Genomic DNA, 14,374 nt, shown 5'->3' with positions numbered 1-14,374 from the left:
CAGACACCGGAATCGGGCGGGACTACCCTGTATATCCGTGACCTCACACTATGACGTCGTTGTCCTCGGAGCCGGTCCCGGTGGGTACGTCGCTGCTATCCGCGCGGCACAGCTGGGACTGAGCACCGCCATCATCGAGCAGAAGTACTGGGGTGGTGTCTGCCTGAACGTCGGCTGCATCCCCTCGAAGGCACTTCTCCGCAACGCCGAGCTGGCACATCTCTTCAACAAAGAGGCCAAGACCTTCGGCATCTCGGGAGACGTGTCCTTCGACTTCGGTGCCGCCTACGACCGCAGCCGCAAGGTCGCGGACGGGCGCACCAAGGGCGTGCACTTCCTCATGAAGAAGAACAAGATCACCGAATACGACGGTAAGGGCTCGTTCGTCGACGCCAAGACCATCGAGGTGACCCTCACCAAGGGCGGCACCGAACAGGTGACCTTCGACAACGTCATCATCGCCACCGGCTCCGTCACCAAGCTGCTGCCGGGCACCGAGCTCAGCGACAACGTCGTCACCTACGAGGAGCAGATCCTCACCCGCGACCTCCCCGAGTCCATCGTCATCGTCGGTGCCGGTGCCATCGGCATGGAGTTCGGCTACGTCCTGAAGAACTACGGGGTCGACGTCACCATCGTCGAGTTCCTCGACCGCGCACTGCCCAACGAGGACGCCGACGTCTCCAAGGAGATCGCCAAGGCGTACAAGAAGCTCGGCATCACCATCAAGACCGGTGCCGCGGTGCAGAAGATCTCGGACGACGGTTCGAAGGTGACCGTCGAGATCAAGGACAACAAGTCCGGCAACGTCGAGACCGTCACGGTCGACAAGGTGCTGCAGTCGGTCGGCTTCGCGCCGCGCGTCGAGGGCTACGGCCTCGAGAACACCGGCGTCGAGCTCACCGACCGCGGTGCCATCGCGATCGACGAGCGCATGCGCACCAACGTCAAGGGCATCTACGCCATCGGCGACGTCACCGCGAAGCTTCAGCTCGCGCACGTCGCGGAGGCGCAGGCCGTGGTCGCGGCCGAGACCATCGGCGGTGCCGAGACCCTCGAGCTCGGCGACTACCGCATGATGCCGCGGGCGACCTTCTGCCAGCCGCAGGTCGCCTCCTTCGGTCTCACCGAGGAGCAGGCGAAGGCCGAGGGCTACGACGTGAAGGTCGCGACCTTCCCGTTCACCGCCAACGGCAAGGCGCACGGTCTGGGCGATCCCAACGGCTTCGTCAAGCTCATCGCCGACAAGACCCACGGTGAGCTCATCGGCGGCCACCTCATCGGCCCCGACGTCTCGGAGCTGCTGCCCGAGCTGACCCTGGCCCAGAAGTGGGACCTCACGGTCAACGAGCTCGCGCGCAACGTCCACACGCACCCGACTCTGAGCGAGGCGCTGCAGGAGGCCATCCACGGTCTCGCAGGACACATGATCAACTTCTGAGGATGCGGGGCCGACCCGAGGCCCCGCGTTCACCCTTCTTCCGTGTGGGCGGATCCCCGCTCGGATGTACCGGCTCAGCCCGTGACGACTCGACCGTCGTCGCGGGCTGACGTCGTTCCGTCCTTCTCCGGGCGCAGCACCAGCTGCACGAGACAGTTACCGTCCTGCGGGTCGGGCCGGACGTCGACGGCGTAGCGGCTGCGCAGCAGGTCGGCGTGGTCGTCGAGGACACGCTGGATCAATCCGCGTTGGATGCCGCGCACCACTTCGGGATTCGTGCGGGCGATCTCCGCGAGCGGGCACGTGCACAACGTGAGGCTGTGGGTGCCGAAGGCGTTCGTCGCGCTCTGCGTCTCGAAACCCAACTGCTGCAGGGCGTCGATGACGAGCGTGCCGGCGTCGACGGTCGGCGCGGGTGCGAGGGCGAGGGCGAGGGCGAGCATGCCCGCCCAGTCCGAGCCCACCTCGAACGCCCTGTCCTCGCGCTCGGTGGGGGTGCCCCCGATCCGCGCGGCGAGCAGCGCGACGAGATCGGTGTAGGACGGTTCCTTCACCGCGACGTAGCCGAGGCGCGGGCGCCCGACCCGCTCGATCGGAAGTTGCCGGGTGCGGACGAGACCTTCCTCCCCGAGGCTCGCGAGATGGAAGCGGACGGTCGTGACGTGCAGGTCGAGCGTGGCGGCGAGATGATGGGCGTCGACCGGGCCCGAGGACTCCCGCAACAGGCCGAGAATCCGCTCGCGTTGCTTCACCCGCCGTGCCAAGTCCGCTCTCCCGTCGCGCCCGCGGTGACTCTCAGGTGAGGGTCACCTTATTAAAAGGAGGAAAATCCTCTATAGTCGGCGCCATGGAGGCGACGACCGACGCACCGTCCACGTTACGACCGGTCCGGAGAGCCTCGGAACCGTAGCCACCCTTGCCCTCGCGAGAAGGAGTGCAGAACATGGCGGACAAGCACGCATCGGAAGACGCTCTCCCCCTTGCGGGTAGAGGGACACCGCCCACCTGCCGGGACACTGGCTGCTCGCCCGCCTGGGCAAGCGTGTGCTGCGGCCCGGCGGTAAGGAACTGACGGCACGCGTGCTCGCCGACGCGAGGTTGCGTGGCGCGGACGTCGTCGAGTTCGCGCCCGGCCTCGGCCGGACGGCGCAGGAGATCCTCGCTTACTCGCCCGGCAGCTACACCGGAGTCGAATCCGACGAGACGGCAGCCGAACTGACGCGCAAGGCCATCGCCGGCGGAGGCAGTGTGGTCAGCGGCGAGGCGTCGAAGACCGGACTCGACGACGAGGTCGCCGACGTCGTGGTCGGCGAGGCGATGCTGACCATGCAGACCGACAGGCACAAGGCGGAGATCGTGCAGGAGGCCCGCCGGGTGCTCCGTGTGGGCGGCCGGTACGCCATCCACGAACTCGCGATCGAACCCGACGAGGTCGATGACGAGGTCAAGACCGAGATCCGCACGTCGCTCGCGCGCTCGATCAAGGTCAACGCCCGCCCGCTCACCGCGGCGGAATGGCGGACCCTGTTCGAGGAGAACGGATTCGAGGTCGAGAAGATCGGCTTCGCTCCCATGGCGCTGCTCGAACCCAAGCGCATCCTCGCCGACGAGGGCCTGCCCGGCACCCTGAAGTTCGTTCGCAACGTCCTTCGCGACTCCGACGCCCGCAGCCGGGTGCTCCAGATGCGGTCGACGTTCACAAAGTACAAGAAGCATCTGGTCGCGATCGAGATCGTCGCCACGAAGAAGGAAGCGTGATGAGTACACAGCAGGTCGAGGGCAAGCTCACCCGTATCGAGGGGCTCGCGGAGCTCAACGCGGGCGAGGGGAGCGGGCCACGCATCGAGAAGCTCGCGGCGGTCACCGGTGCCACCGTGGTACGTCTGTCCTTCGTCGCCGGGCAGACGATGGACGACCACAAGGCCGGCGCTCCGATCCTCGTGCAGGCCGTCACCGGCGACATCTCGTTCAGCACCGCCGACGAGACCGTGTCGCTCGTACCGGGTACCGCCGTCCACGTCGACGCCGGCATCGTGCACCGCCTCGTCGCGAACGCCGATTCCGTGGTGCAGCTGACGATCCTGCGCTGAGCTGTCACCGATCCCACATCGGCGACGAATGTGCACGTGAGGTGTGCGCGCCCGCGTAGTGTTGCGCCATGGCGGAACGCGGCGCTCGCCCACACGTGCACCCGGTTCGGAGATGGTTGCTGCGAACGGTGCGGCACCTGTTCACACCTCTGCGGCCCGACGACTATCTCGAGATGATCAACCCGCTCTGGACGACCCGCGAACTGCGCGGCGGTGTGGAGCGGGTCGTCCCCGAGGGCGGCGACGCCGCATCGGTGCTCATCCGCCCGGCCTACGAGTGGCGCGGTCACGAGCCGGGCCAGTATGTGCGGCTCGGGGTGGTCATCGACGGGGTCTACCACTGGCGCGCGTACTCGCTCACCTCCGACCCCGATCCGGTCGACGGGCTCATCAGCGTCACGCCCAAACTCGTCGAGAACGGCGTGGTCTCGCCGTACCTGGTCCGCAAACTCGAGCCCGGCGACATCGTCCGCCTCGGTGAGGTCGAGGGCGTGTTCACCCTGCCCGACCCGCTGCCCGCGAAGATGCTGTTCATCAGCGCGGGCAGCGGGATCACCCCGATCATGAGCATGCTGCGCAGCCTCGACCACCGCGACCGCATCGACGACGTCGTCGTCGTGCATTCCGCCCACACCGAGGACGAGGTGATCTTCGGCTCGACCCTGCGCGGCCTCGACGAGCGGCATCCCGGAATGCGTCTCGAGCTGTGGCTCAGCGGCGACCGCGGCCGCATCACCCCCGACGACCTCGGCGATCTCTGCCCCGACTGGCGCGAACGCGACGCTTTCTGCTCGGGCCCGCGCGACCTGCTCGACGCCCTCGAAGAACACTGGGACGAACACGGTGATCCCGAAAGATTCCACCTCGAACGTTTCCAGCCGATCATCGGTGGGAATGCCGGGAGCGGCGAGGGCGGCACCATCCACTTCCTCGACAGCGAGAAAGAGGTGGAGTGCGACGGGGGAACACCCATCCTGGTCGCAGGCGAGAACGCCGGCCTGAAGTTGCCATACGGCTGCCGTATCGGCATCTGCCACACGTGCGTCGGAACGCTGAAATCCGGGCAACTCCGGGACCTGCGGACCGACGAGGTGAGCGAGCCCACCGGGGCTGCGGTGCGTACCTGTATCCACACCGCGGAGGGTGACATCGAAATAGAACTGTGAAGCAACCGGCTTCGAAGCAGGGGGCGTCGTGACGAGAAGCATCGACAGGACCGACACCGGGACACGGGAACCACAGAGTCCGCTCGCGCATCTGAGCGACGACGATCTCGAGCAGATCGCCAAGGAGTTCGACGCCATCCACGACGAGGTGTACTCGAGTCTCGGCGACAAGGACCGGCAGTACATCAAGAACGTCATCGCCACGCAACGGCAGTTGGTCGTCGCGGGGCGGTTACTGCTCTTCGCGTCGTCGTACAAGCCCGCCTGGGTGGCCGGGACAGCCTGTCTCGGAGTGGCGAAGATCCTCGAGAACATGGAGATCGGCCACAACGTCATGCACGGCCAGTGGGACTGGATGAACGATCCGGACATCCACTCGTCGGTGTGGGACTGGGACACCGCCTCCACCGCGGAGGCGTGGAAGCACTCGCACAACTACATCCACCACACGTTCACGAACATCCGCGGCCTCGACAAGGATCTCGGCTACGAGATCATGCGGATCGACCCGCACCAGAAGTGGCACCCCGTCTACCTGGCGCAACCTCTCTACAACGCGCTGCTCACCGTGCTCTTCGAATGGGGTGTGGCGCTGCACGACCTCGACCTCGAGGCGTTGTGGGCCGGCGAGAAGTCGACCGGTCAGGTGATCGAGGAGCTGAAGGGCATCTTCGGCAAGGCCCGCGCGCAGTTCGTCAAGGACTACGTCGGCTGGCCGCTGGTGAGCGCCGCGCTGTTCGGTCTCGCGCAGGTCGCGCTGCAGGGCCGGTTGCCCCAGCCGAAGACCTCGCGTCTGGGCCGGCGAGTGCGGTCGATGAGCAAGGGACCGATGGGCAAGGGCCGGTCCGGAAAGTTTCGTACCGCAGCCCATCTCGCCGACCGGTATCTGCCCGGTGTCGAGAAGACCTTCCTCGCGACGGTTCTCGCCGACATCACGGCCAACATCATCCGCAACGTGTGGGCGCACGCGATCATCTTCTGCGGGCACTTCCCGGACCAGACCTATACCTTCTCGAAGAAGGAGGTCGAGAACGAGTCGCGTGGAGGGTGGTACGTGCGGCAGCTCGTCGGCGCCGCGAACATCGAAGGCACCCCGCTGTTCCACATCCTCAGCGGCAATCTCGGCTACCAGGTGGAGCATCACCTGTTCCCCGACATGCCGAGCACCCGTTACGCGGAGGTCGCGCCGAAGGTCAAGGACATCTGCGAGCGTTACGAACTGCCCTACAACTCGGGGCGATTGGGCAAGCAGTGGTTCATGGTGCACCGCACCATCGCCCGGCTCGCCTTCCCGGGCGGCAAGCCCCGTCCGAAGCCCGGACCGTATCGTCGTTCGCAGGACCCCACCGGCGGTCCCGTTCCCAGCGAGGCCGCGCGGTTCCGCGACCGTCTGCCCGCCGACCATCCCGACGCCGGACCAGAACACGAGGGCGGCGGCGTGAAGGTCGATCCGCCACCCCGCTGATCACGTCGTCCGGTGTGCAGTTGTCGTCGACGATGCGCGAATTCGCCGATGAGAACTGCACTCCGGAGCCGGGGTCAGGACGCCCGGTATGCCTTCCAGCCGCCGAACTCGGTGATGTCCACCGCGTCGGCGGCTGCGTCCTGCGTGCAGCCGAAGCCGACGACCCACCGTCCGTCCGCCAGTTCGACACTCGTCAACGTCATCGGGGCGGGCAGCGCGGCGAGGAACCGACCCAGTCCGGCCTCCGACAACCGGAACAGTTCACCGACGATGGCGGCGCCCTCGCCCGGTGCGTGACGCACCAGGCCCGGCTTCGGCGGCGTCGTGTTCAACGCGGCGAGGCGGTACGCGTCGGAGGTGTACACCTCCTCGACGAAGCGCGCCCCGAGTTCCTCGAGCTGGAAGTGCAGCGGCTGACCGCGCAGGTGCGCTCCGAAGACCGCGAGTTCGACGCCGGACTCGACCACGCGCGGTGCGTCCACACCGTTCAGCGCGGCCGCGACGTCCACGGCCACCTGGTCGCCGAAGGCCGGGACCACGACCATGACCCCGAACGGCTCACCGGCCGGTGTCGGCGCACCGGGCACCGCCACCGCCGTCATGTCCAGCAGGTTGCAGAAGTTGGTGTAGGTGCCCATCCGACGATTGATGGCGATCGGATCGGCCTGCACCGCGGCGATCGTCGGGTGTTCCGTCGTCGTCGGGAGCAGCAACCCGTCGAACCCGGCGAGCAGTTCACGCGCGAACGCCTTCACGTGGATGAGGGTGTCGAGATCCTCGACGAGTTCGTAGGCGGCAGGCTTCTTCGCGCCGGCGACGATCGCGGCGACCGTGGGATCGGCACCCTCCGGTGCCGTCGACAGGAACTCGCCGACGGCCGCGTAGCGCTGGGCCACCACGGCACCGTCGTAGAGAAGCAGGGCAGCATCGAGCAGCGGTGAGATGACCACCTCCGCGATCTCGATGCCGGATTCGCGTGCCGCGGTCACCGTGCGGGCGAAGGCGTCGCGGTACTCCTCACACAACGCTTCGAGATCCTCGGCGCGCGGCACCGCGACGCGCAGAGTGTTCGGCGCGGCGAGTCGTACATCCGCGGGCCAGGTCCTGCTGCGCGGGTCGCGGGGTTCGGGTCCGGCCATGATCCGGACCGCGGTCGCCGCCAGGTCGAGCGACGTCGCGAAGACCGTGAGGCAGTCGTAGTCGACGCAGGCCGGGACCACGCCGTGCGCCGGGATGACGCCGAGAGTGGCCTTGATGCCGACGATTCCGTGCAGCGCGGCGGGTACCCGTCCCGAACCGGCCGTGTCGGTGCCCAGCCCGATGTCGGCGATGCCGAGCGCCACCGCGGCCGCCGAACCGGAACTCGAACCGCCCGAGACCTTCTCGGGATCCCACGCGCACCGCACCGCCCCGTACGGGCTGCGGGTGCCGACGAGACCGGTGGCGAACTGGTCGAGGTTGGTCTTACCCAGCACGACGGCGCCGGCGGCGACCAGACGCTCGACACCCGAAGCGGTTTCCTCCGGGACGTACGCGAACTCGGGACATGCCGCAGTGGTCGGGATTCCCGCGACGTCCACGTTGTCCTTGACCGCCACGACCAGACCGGCGAAGGGAAGGGACTCACCGGCGGCGACCCGTGCGTCCACTTCGGCGGCGTCGGCGAGAAGATCGTCGGCGCTGCGCAGCGTGATCCACACCTCGGGTCGATCCACCTCGTCGATGCGGCCCAGTGCGGCACGAACGCGATCGGTGGCGGACACCCTCACCGGGGAGACGGGCGCCGCAGCTGTATACATCTTTGTGGACATGGCTGTATACGCTATGGACCAGCAATGACGCTGCTGTGACGTTGTGTAACAGCCTTGTTAGGGATCGCGCCGAACCGATGCCGGCCGGTGCGGACGGATCAGAAGTCGCGTTCGATCCGCAGCACACCGATGGTTGTGGCAAGGGCGTCGTACTGCGTGACCAGCAGACAGAACTCGATGAGCCTGCGGTCGTCGTAGAACTGCGCGAGCGACGCCCACGTCTCGTCGGACAGATTCTTCGTCGCCACGAGTTCGTCGACGGCGGCGAGAAGAGCGCAGTGCCTTGCCTGCCAGCCGGGAGCGTCGGGTCCGGCAACGATACGCTCGCGCACCTCGTCGGTGATGCCGGCACGGCGACCCAGGCGGGTGTGGTGGTCGAATTCGTAACCGCACTCGCGCAGATGCGCGACGCGCAGGATGACCATCTCCGATTCGAACCGGCCGAGACGGCCGAGCGGCATGAGCATGCCGGCGTAGTGCAACCACCCGCGGAACAGCCGTCCGGTGCGGCCGAGGGTGCTGAACAGGTGGGCGTCCGAGGTGCCGCCGGCGGCGGACAGGGCCTTCCATGTCACCCAGTTGATCGGGCCGAGTTCCTTGAAACGTCCGGGCGGGATGCGGGGTGTCATGAGCGCCAGTGTGCCGCACCGGACCCGTCCGGTCACGTGACACGACCGGAAGTGTCAGTCTCGGACGGCCCGGGCCATCCGCGCGAAGGCGCGTGCCTCCTCGGCCCGGCGCACGACCACCGATCGCGAGGTGTCGATATGGGCGAGCAGCAGGTCGTGGGCGTCGTCGAGCTTGTCGGCGAGAACCAGCTCGGCGACCTCGATGTGCTCGTCGACGGTCGCGACGATGCGGTCGGGGGTCAGATAGTCGAACATCCGCACCGGGCGTACCTTGGCGTTCACCGAGGCCAGCGCGTCGCACAGGGCACGGTTGCCGGAGGCGGCGAGCAACGTCATGTGGAAGCGCTCGTCGAGCGTGACGAAGCCGGCGTCGGGCTCGGGCGGATCCTCGCGGATCTCATACCAGCGGTCGAGCTCGGGACCGAGGACGTCGGGATCGTGCCGCACCGACTCGCCGTCGAGTGCGCGGCGAATCCCGCGCAGCTCCAGGGTGGTCCGCAGTTCGTACAGGTCCGCGAGGTCGTCGAAGCGCGGACGGTAGGGGTACAACCCCTGGTCGCGGCGTTCGACGAGCCCGTCGGAGACCAGTCGGGCGAGGGCCTCGCGTACCGGCGTGCGCGACACCTCGTACTGTTCGGCGAGGCGTTCTTCACTGAGTCGTTCGTCAGGGGAGGGGGTCCCGGACATCAGACGATCGCGCAGGGCCTTGTAGACCCACTCGCGCCGTGTGTCGGCGGCCATCAGATCGCCATCGCCGCACGGACGGTGGAGGCGGCGTCGACACCACCGTCACCCGTCGAGGTGATGCGCCCGGATTCGAGGACGTAGTAGTGCAGGGCGTTGTCGAGGGCGAAACCGATGTGCTGTTCGACGAGCAGCACCCCGAGGTCGCCGCTGCGGCCGAGTTCGACGATGGTGTTCTCGATCTCGGTGACCACCGACGGCTGGATGCCTTCGGTGGGCTCGTCGAGGATGAGCATGCGCGGCTCGGTGATCAGCGCGCGGGCGATGGCGAGTTGCTGGCGCTGACCGCCGGAGAGCAGGCCGGCGCGGCGGTCGAGTAGCGGGACGAGGGCGGGGAACAGGTCGAGCATGTCGGTGACCAACTGACGGCCGTTGCGGCGCGTGTCGGCGACGACCTGCAGGTTTTCCCGGCAGGTGAGCTGACCGAAGGACTGTTGCCCCTGCGGGACGTAGGCCAGGCCGCGGGTGACGCGGGCAGATGGTCGCAGCGAGGTGATGTCGTCACCGTCGAAGAGGATCTTTCCCTTGGTGACGGGCAGCAGGCCGACGGCGGCGCGCAGCAGTGTGGTCTTGCCGGCACCGTTGTGGCCCATGACCGCGACGGTCTTGCCGGTCGGCACGGTCAGGGAGATGCCGTGCAGGATCTCGGTGCGACCGTAACCGGCGTGGACGTCGACGAGTTCGAGCATCATGCCTCCTGAGCAGTGGTGGCGGTCCCGAGGTAGACCTGCTGGACCTGCGGGTCGTTCTGGACCTGGTCGACGGTGCCGTCGGCGATGACCTTGCCGCGGGCGAGGACGGTGACGGAGGTGGCGAAGGCGCGCATGAAGTCCATGTCGTGCTCGACGACGACCACCGTGCGCTGCGCGCCGATACGGCGCAGCAGCTGCCCGGTCTCCTCGCGTTCGTCGCCGCTCATTCCGGCGACGGGTTCGTCGAGGAGCAGCACGTCGGCGTTCTGCACGAGCAGCATGCCGATCTCGAGCCACTGCTTCTGCCCGTGGGCGAGGATGCCCGCGGGGGTGTCGCGGTGGGCGGTCAGGCCGATCGTCTCGAGTGTTTCCTCGATCTCGGGCAGAACGTTGTTGCGGCGGCGCAGCAACTGCCACGGGGAGCGGCTCGCGCCGGCGGCGATGTCGAGGTTCTGCAGAACCGACAGTTCCTCGAAGACCGAGGCGGTCTGGAAGGTACGGCCGACACCGAGGCGCGCGATCTTGTGGGTCTTCTTGCCGAGCAGTTCGACGCCGGATTTGGTGATCGAGCCGGTCGCCGGGACCAGGCCGGTGACGGCGTCGACGAGGGTGGTCTTGCCGGCGCCGTTGGGGCCGATGAGGAACCGCAGGTCGCCTTGGAGGAGGGTGAGGTCGACGCCGTCGACGGCGGTGAAGCCGTCGAAGGTGACACGCAGGTCGCGGATCTCGAGGTAGTCGCTGCTCATTCCGGCGTTGCCGCCGTAGACGGGTTTGCTCATCGCACGGGCTCCATCTCGGGAAGGTCGGCGGGCTCGGGTTCGGTCGGGGGTGTGGGTTCGGTCGGGGTGGTGCGGCGGCGCCGGCGGAGCAGGGTGATGACTCCGGCGAGGCCGGCGGGGAAGAAGCCGACGACGACGATGAACAGCAGGCCCTGCGCGTAGGTCCAGGCCGACGGGAAGTTCTCCGACAGGGTGGTCTGTGCCCACGCCACGCCCACCGCGCCGAGGACCGGGCCGAGCAGGGTGGTGCGTCCGCCGATGGCGACACCGATGAGGAACGCAATCGACGGGACGATGCCGACGTCGGCGGGGGAGATGATGCCGACGATGGGCACGAACATCGCCCCGGCGATGCCGGCGAAGAAGGCCGCGACGGTGTAGGCGGCCACCTTGATCAGGGCGGGGTCGTAGCCCAGGAAGCGGACCCGCTCCTCCTGGTCGCGCACGGCGACGAGCAGTTCGCCGTAGCGGGACTGCATGAGCTGGCGGGTCGCGGCGACGACGAGCAGCAGGATCGCGGCGACGATGAAGAACAGCATCCGCTTGTTGACCGGATCGGACAGGTCGTAGCCGAAGAAGGTGCGGAAACGGTTGAGGCCGTTGGATCCTCCGGTGGACTGCTGGCCGATGAGCAGGATCGCGAAGGCGGCGGCCAGTGCCTGGGAGAGGATGGCGAAGTAGGCGCCCTTGACGCGGCGGGCGAACACACCGAAGCCGAGCAGGGCGGCGAGCAGGGCCGGCACGATCAGGATCGCCAGCAGCGTGACGGCGGGGGAGGCGAACGGGGTCCAGTAGGCGGGGAGTTCGCGGATGCCCGCGATCTGCATGAAGTCCGGGACGGTGTCGCCGCGGAGCTGCGCGTCGGAGATCTTCAGGTGCATCGCCATGATGTAGGCGCCGAGGCCGAAGAAGACACCCTGGCCGAGGGTGAGCATGCCACCGCGACCCCAGGCCAGACCGATGCCGACGGCGACGATCGCGAAGCACAGGAACTTGCCGAGCAGGCCGAGACGGAAATCGGAGAGGACGGCGGGGGCGAGACCGAACAGGACGATCGCGGCGATCGCGAATCCGCTTGCTGTGCGGACGGGCCCGGGTTTCGTGAAGCTGCGGACCGAGAATGTCGACGACATCAGACCAGGCTCCTCGTCTTGACGGCGAACAGGCCCTGCGGACGGACCTGCAGGAAGATCACGATGAGCACGAACACGATGACCTTCGCGATCGACGCGGTCGTGGAGTACTCGATGAACGAATTGAGCAGGCCCAGTGCGACGGCCGCGAGCACGGCGCCCTCGATGCGGCCGAGACCGCCGATGACGACCACGAGGAAGGCGTCGATGAGGTACGACTGGCCGATGGTCGGGCTGGTCGAGCCGATGAGTGTCAGGGCCACCCCGGCGAGGCCGGCCAGGCCCGAGCCGAGGAAGAAGGTGGTGATGTCGGTGCGGCGCGACGAGATGCCCACCGTCTCGGCGAGATCGCGGTTCTGCACCACGGCCCGGATCCGTCGTCCCATCGGGGTGTACTTCATCGACGCGATCAGGGCGACCACGCACACCACGGCGAGGGCGAGGATGAACAGGCGGGTCTTCGGGACCACCGCCCCGAAGATCTCCACACCACCGGAGAGCCAGGACGGTGCGATGACGTTGACGGCGGGGGCGCCGAAGATGTCGCGGGCGGCCTGCTGCAGCAGCAGGCCCACACCGAAGGTGACCAGCAGGGTGTCGAGCGGGCGGTGGTACATGCGGCGGATGAGGGTGACCTCGAGGATCACGCCCATCACGCCGCCCACCAGGAAGCCGACGAGCAGGGAGACGAACAGGGACATCCCGGCCGAGGAGATCACCTGCTGCACGACGAAGGCGGTGTAGCTACCGGCCATGATGAATTCGCCGTGGGCCATGTTGATCACGCCCATCTGGCCGAACGTCAGCGACAGCCCCAGTGCTGCCAGCAACAGGATCGATCCGATACTCAATCCTGTGAAGAGCTGTCCTACAAGGACATCCATGTCGTCTCCCTCTTCGGCTTCCGTGCTCAGTTACCGGACAGGCCCGACGCCCAGTCGTAGGACTCGAGGTACGGGTCGGGCTCGATGGCGCCGTCGGACTCCCAGACGGTGTAGATCAGGCCGTCGCCGCGGATCTCACCGATGCGAGCGGTCTTGGTGATGTGGTGGTTGTCGCCATCGATCGTGACGGTGCCCTCGGGGGCGTCGAAGGTCACGCCGTCGGCGGCTTCGACGACGTCGTCGACCTCGAAGGACTCGGCCTTCTCGACGGTGTTCTTCCACAGGTAGACCGAGGTGTAGGCGGCCTCCATGGGATCGGAGGTCGGCTTGTTCGCGCCGTACTTCGCCTTGTACGCCTCGACGAACGAGGTGTTCTCGGGGGAGTCGACGGTCTGGTAGTAGTTCCACGCGGTGAGCTGGCCCTCGATGTTCTGCGCGCCGATGCCGCCCACCTCCTCTTCGGCGATGGACACCGACACGACCGGCATGTCCTTCGCGTTGAGGCCGGCGTTGGTGTACTCGCGGAAGAACGCGACGTTGGAGTCGCCGTTGAGTGTGTTGAACACCGCGTCGGCGTCGGCGGTGCGCACCTTGTTGACGATGGTGGAGAAGTCGGTGGAGCCGAGCGGGGTGTAGTCCTCACCCTTGATCTCGATGTCGTTGGCCTCGGCGTACGCCTTGATGATGCGGTTGGCGGTCTGCGGGAAGACGTAGTCGCTACCGACGAGGTAGAGCGACGTCACGCCCTGTTCCTTCAGGTAGTCCAGGGCCGGCACGATCTGCTGATTGGTGGTCGCGCCGGTGTAGAAGATGTTCGACGACGACTCGAGACCCTCGTACTGGACGGGGTAGTAAAGCAGCGCGTTGCGGTCCTCGAAGACCGGCAGCATCGCCTTGCGGCTCGACGATGTCCAGCCACCGAATACCGCTGCGACGCAGTCGGATCCGATGAGCTTTTCGGCCTTCTCCGCGAACACCGCCGGCTCGGATGCGCCGTCCTCGGAGACGATCTCGATCTGCTTGCCGAGCACACCGCCGTCGGCGTTGATCTCCTCGACGGCCAGCGCGATCGAGTCGCGGACGGTGACCTCGGAGATCGCCATCGTGCCCGACAGGGAGTTGAGCGAGCCGACCTTGACGGTGTCGCCCGAGGTGTCGACGCACGACGCAGCACCGGAGGCGGCCGTGCTGCCCTCGTCACCTGCGCGGCTTCCGCAGGCGGACAGCACGAGTCCGACTGCGACGAGTGCTGCGGGGGCCGCGATGGCGCGGGTGGCGAGCCTGGACCTGACAACAGACATGTAGAGCCCTTCCTTCGAAGGTGTGGCCTGAGGGGACCCCGGTGTATCCGGGAGGCGTATACAGCGCTGTATCCGTGAGGCCACACAGTAGAAGGGAGTTGTTGCGCGGGAATATCTTCCGGTCACGGTCTCGTGACACAGATTTCGTGGGCGTTACAAAGTGCGCACAAGCATCAGCTACGACCTTCGCTATCCGCTACGGCAATCGCTGCGGCGGATAGCTGACGGTGTAGCGAACT

General features: G+C 67.2%; 13 protein-coding genes and 1 pseudogene. 5 read left to right on the top strand and 9 right to left on the bottom strand.

What is annotated here, in order from left to right:
* The first annotated feature begins 37 nt into the window (after nt 1–37).
* Nucleotides 38–1,441 carry a dihydrolipoyl dehydrogenase gene (gene lpdA, locus K3M35_RS11575; RefSeq protein WP_006553599.1) on the top strand — a complete coding sequence of 468 codons (1,404 nt, stop codon included), beginning with the start codon at nt 38–40 and terminating at the stop codon, nt 1,439–1,441.
* A gap of 74 nt (nt 1,442–1,515) precedes the next feature.
* Here the strand turns inward: lpdA and K3M35_RS11570 are convergent, their stop codons facing one another.
* On the bottom strand, nt 1,516–2,205 hold the full coding sequence (locus K3M35_RS11570; protein WP_259443927.1) for a metalloregulator ArsR/SmtB family transcription factor: 690 nt from the start codon (nt 2,203–2,205) through the stop codon (nt 1,516–1,518).
* Nucleotides 2,206–2,384: 179 nt separating this feature from the next.
* Here K3M35_RS11570 and K3M35_RS11565 point away from each other — a divergent pair.
* The 4 genes and pseudogenes from K3M35_RS11565 (at nt 2,385) to K3M35_RS11550 (ending at nt 6,162) form a co-directional block, all read left to right on the top strand.
* Nucleotides 2,385–3,199: pseudogene (locus K3M35_RS11565) on the top strand (methyltransferase domain-containing protein).
* Nucleotides 3,199–3,531 carry a hypothetical protein gene (locus K3M35_RS11560; RefSeq protein WP_006553595.1) on the top strand — a complete coding sequence of 111 codons (333 nt, stop codon included), beginning with the start codon at nt 3,199–3,201 and terminating at the stop codon, nt 3,529–3,531. Before K3M35_RS11565 ends, K3M35_RS11560 begins: the two are co-directional and overlap by 1 nt.
* Before the next feature lie 68 nt (nt 3,532–3,599).
* The gene (locus K3M35_RS11555) at nt 3,600–4,697 is read left to right on the top strand and encodes a ferredoxin reductase (RefSeq protein ID WP_220666435.1); all 1,098 of its coding nucleotides are present in this window, start codon (nt 3,600–3,602) and stop codon (nt 4,695–4,697) included.
* Between the two features lie 28 nt (nt 4,698–4,725).
* Nucleotides 4,726–6,162: an acyl-CoA desaturase gene (locus tag K3M35_RS11550; protein ID WP_308257072.1), complete on the top strand. Its 1,437-nt coding sequence runs from the start codon at nt 4,726–4,728 to the stop codon at nt 6,160–6,162.
* 74 nt (nt 6,163–6,236) lie between these two features.
* On the opposite strand, the gene atzF is transcribed toward K3M35_RS11550, so the two are convergent.
* From atzF to urtA, 8 genes are all read right to left on the bottom strand, one after another.
* On the bottom strand, nt 6,237–7,961 hold the full coding sequence (gene atzF / locus K3M35_RS11545; RefSeq protein ID WP_050993574.1) for an allophanate hydrolase: 1,725 nt from the start codon (nt 7,959–7,961) through the stop codon (nt 6,237–6,239).
* A gap of 110 nt (nt 7,962–8,071) precedes the next feature.
* On the bottom strand, nt 8,072–8,602 hold the full coding sequence (locus tag K3M35_RS11540) for a carboxymuconolactone decarboxylase family protein (protein ID WP_121209262.1): 531 nt from the start codon (nt 8,600–8,602) through the stop codon (nt 8,072–8,074).
* Nucleotides 8,603–8,656: 54 nt separating this feature from the next.
* Complete coding sequence (locus tag K3M35_RS11535) at nt 8,657–9,343, bottom strand: GntR family transcriptional regulator (protein ID WP_064852214.1); 687 nt, start codon at nt 9,341–9,343, stop codon at nt 8,657–8,659.
* Entirely contained in the window at nt 9,343–10,035 is a 693-nt protein-coding gene (gene urtE, locus K3M35_RS11530; protein ID WP_121209263.1) for an urea ABC transporter ATP-binding subunit UrtE, read from the bottom strand. The genes K3M35_RS11535 and urtE overlap by 1 nt, the downstream gene beginning before the upstream one ends.
* On the bottom strand, nt 10,035–10,817 hold the full coding sequence (urtD, locus tag K3M35_RS11525; RefSeq protein ID WP_033096148.1) for an urea ABC transporter ATP-binding protein UrtD: 783 nt from the start codon (nt 10,815–10,817) through the stop codon (nt 10,035–10,037). The genes urtE and urtD overlap by 1 nt, the downstream gene beginning before the upstream one ends.
* On the bottom strand, nt 10,814–11,950 hold the full coding sequence (gene urtC, locus K3M35_RS11520) for an urea ABC transporter permease subunit UrtC (RefSeq protein ID WP_121208865.1): 1,137 nt from the start codon (nt 11,948–11,950) through the stop codon (nt 10,814–10,816). Before urtC ends, urtD begins: the two co-directional genes overlap by 4 nt.
* Nucleotides 11,950–12,834: an urea ABC transporter permease subunit UrtB gene (urtB, locus tag K3M35_RS11515; RefSeq protein WP_039585437.1), complete on the bottom strand. Its 885-nt coding sequence runs from the start codon at nt 12,832–12,834 to the stop codon at nt 11,950–11,952. The genes urtC and urtB overlap by 1 nt, the downstream gene beginning before the upstream one ends.
* A gap of 26 nt (nt 12,835–12,860) precedes the next feature.
* Nucleotides 12,861–14,135, bottom strand: coding sequence for an urea ABC transporter substrate-binding protein (urtA, locus tag K3M35_RS11510; protein ID WP_220666434.1), 1,275 nt, complete (start codon nt 14,133–14,135; stop codon nt 12,861–12,863).
* Between the last annotated feature and the right edge of the window lie 239 nt (nt 14,136–14,374).

This window comes from Rhodococcus sp. DMU2021 (genome assembly GCF_019641445.1).
Taxonomy (GTDB): Bacteria; Actinomycetota; Actinomycetes; order Mycobacteriales; family Mycobacteriaceae; genus Rhodococcus; species Rhodococcus pyridinivorans.
Note: the sequence above shows the minus strand (reverse complement) of the source record. Positions and strands in the feature narration are given on the sequence as shown.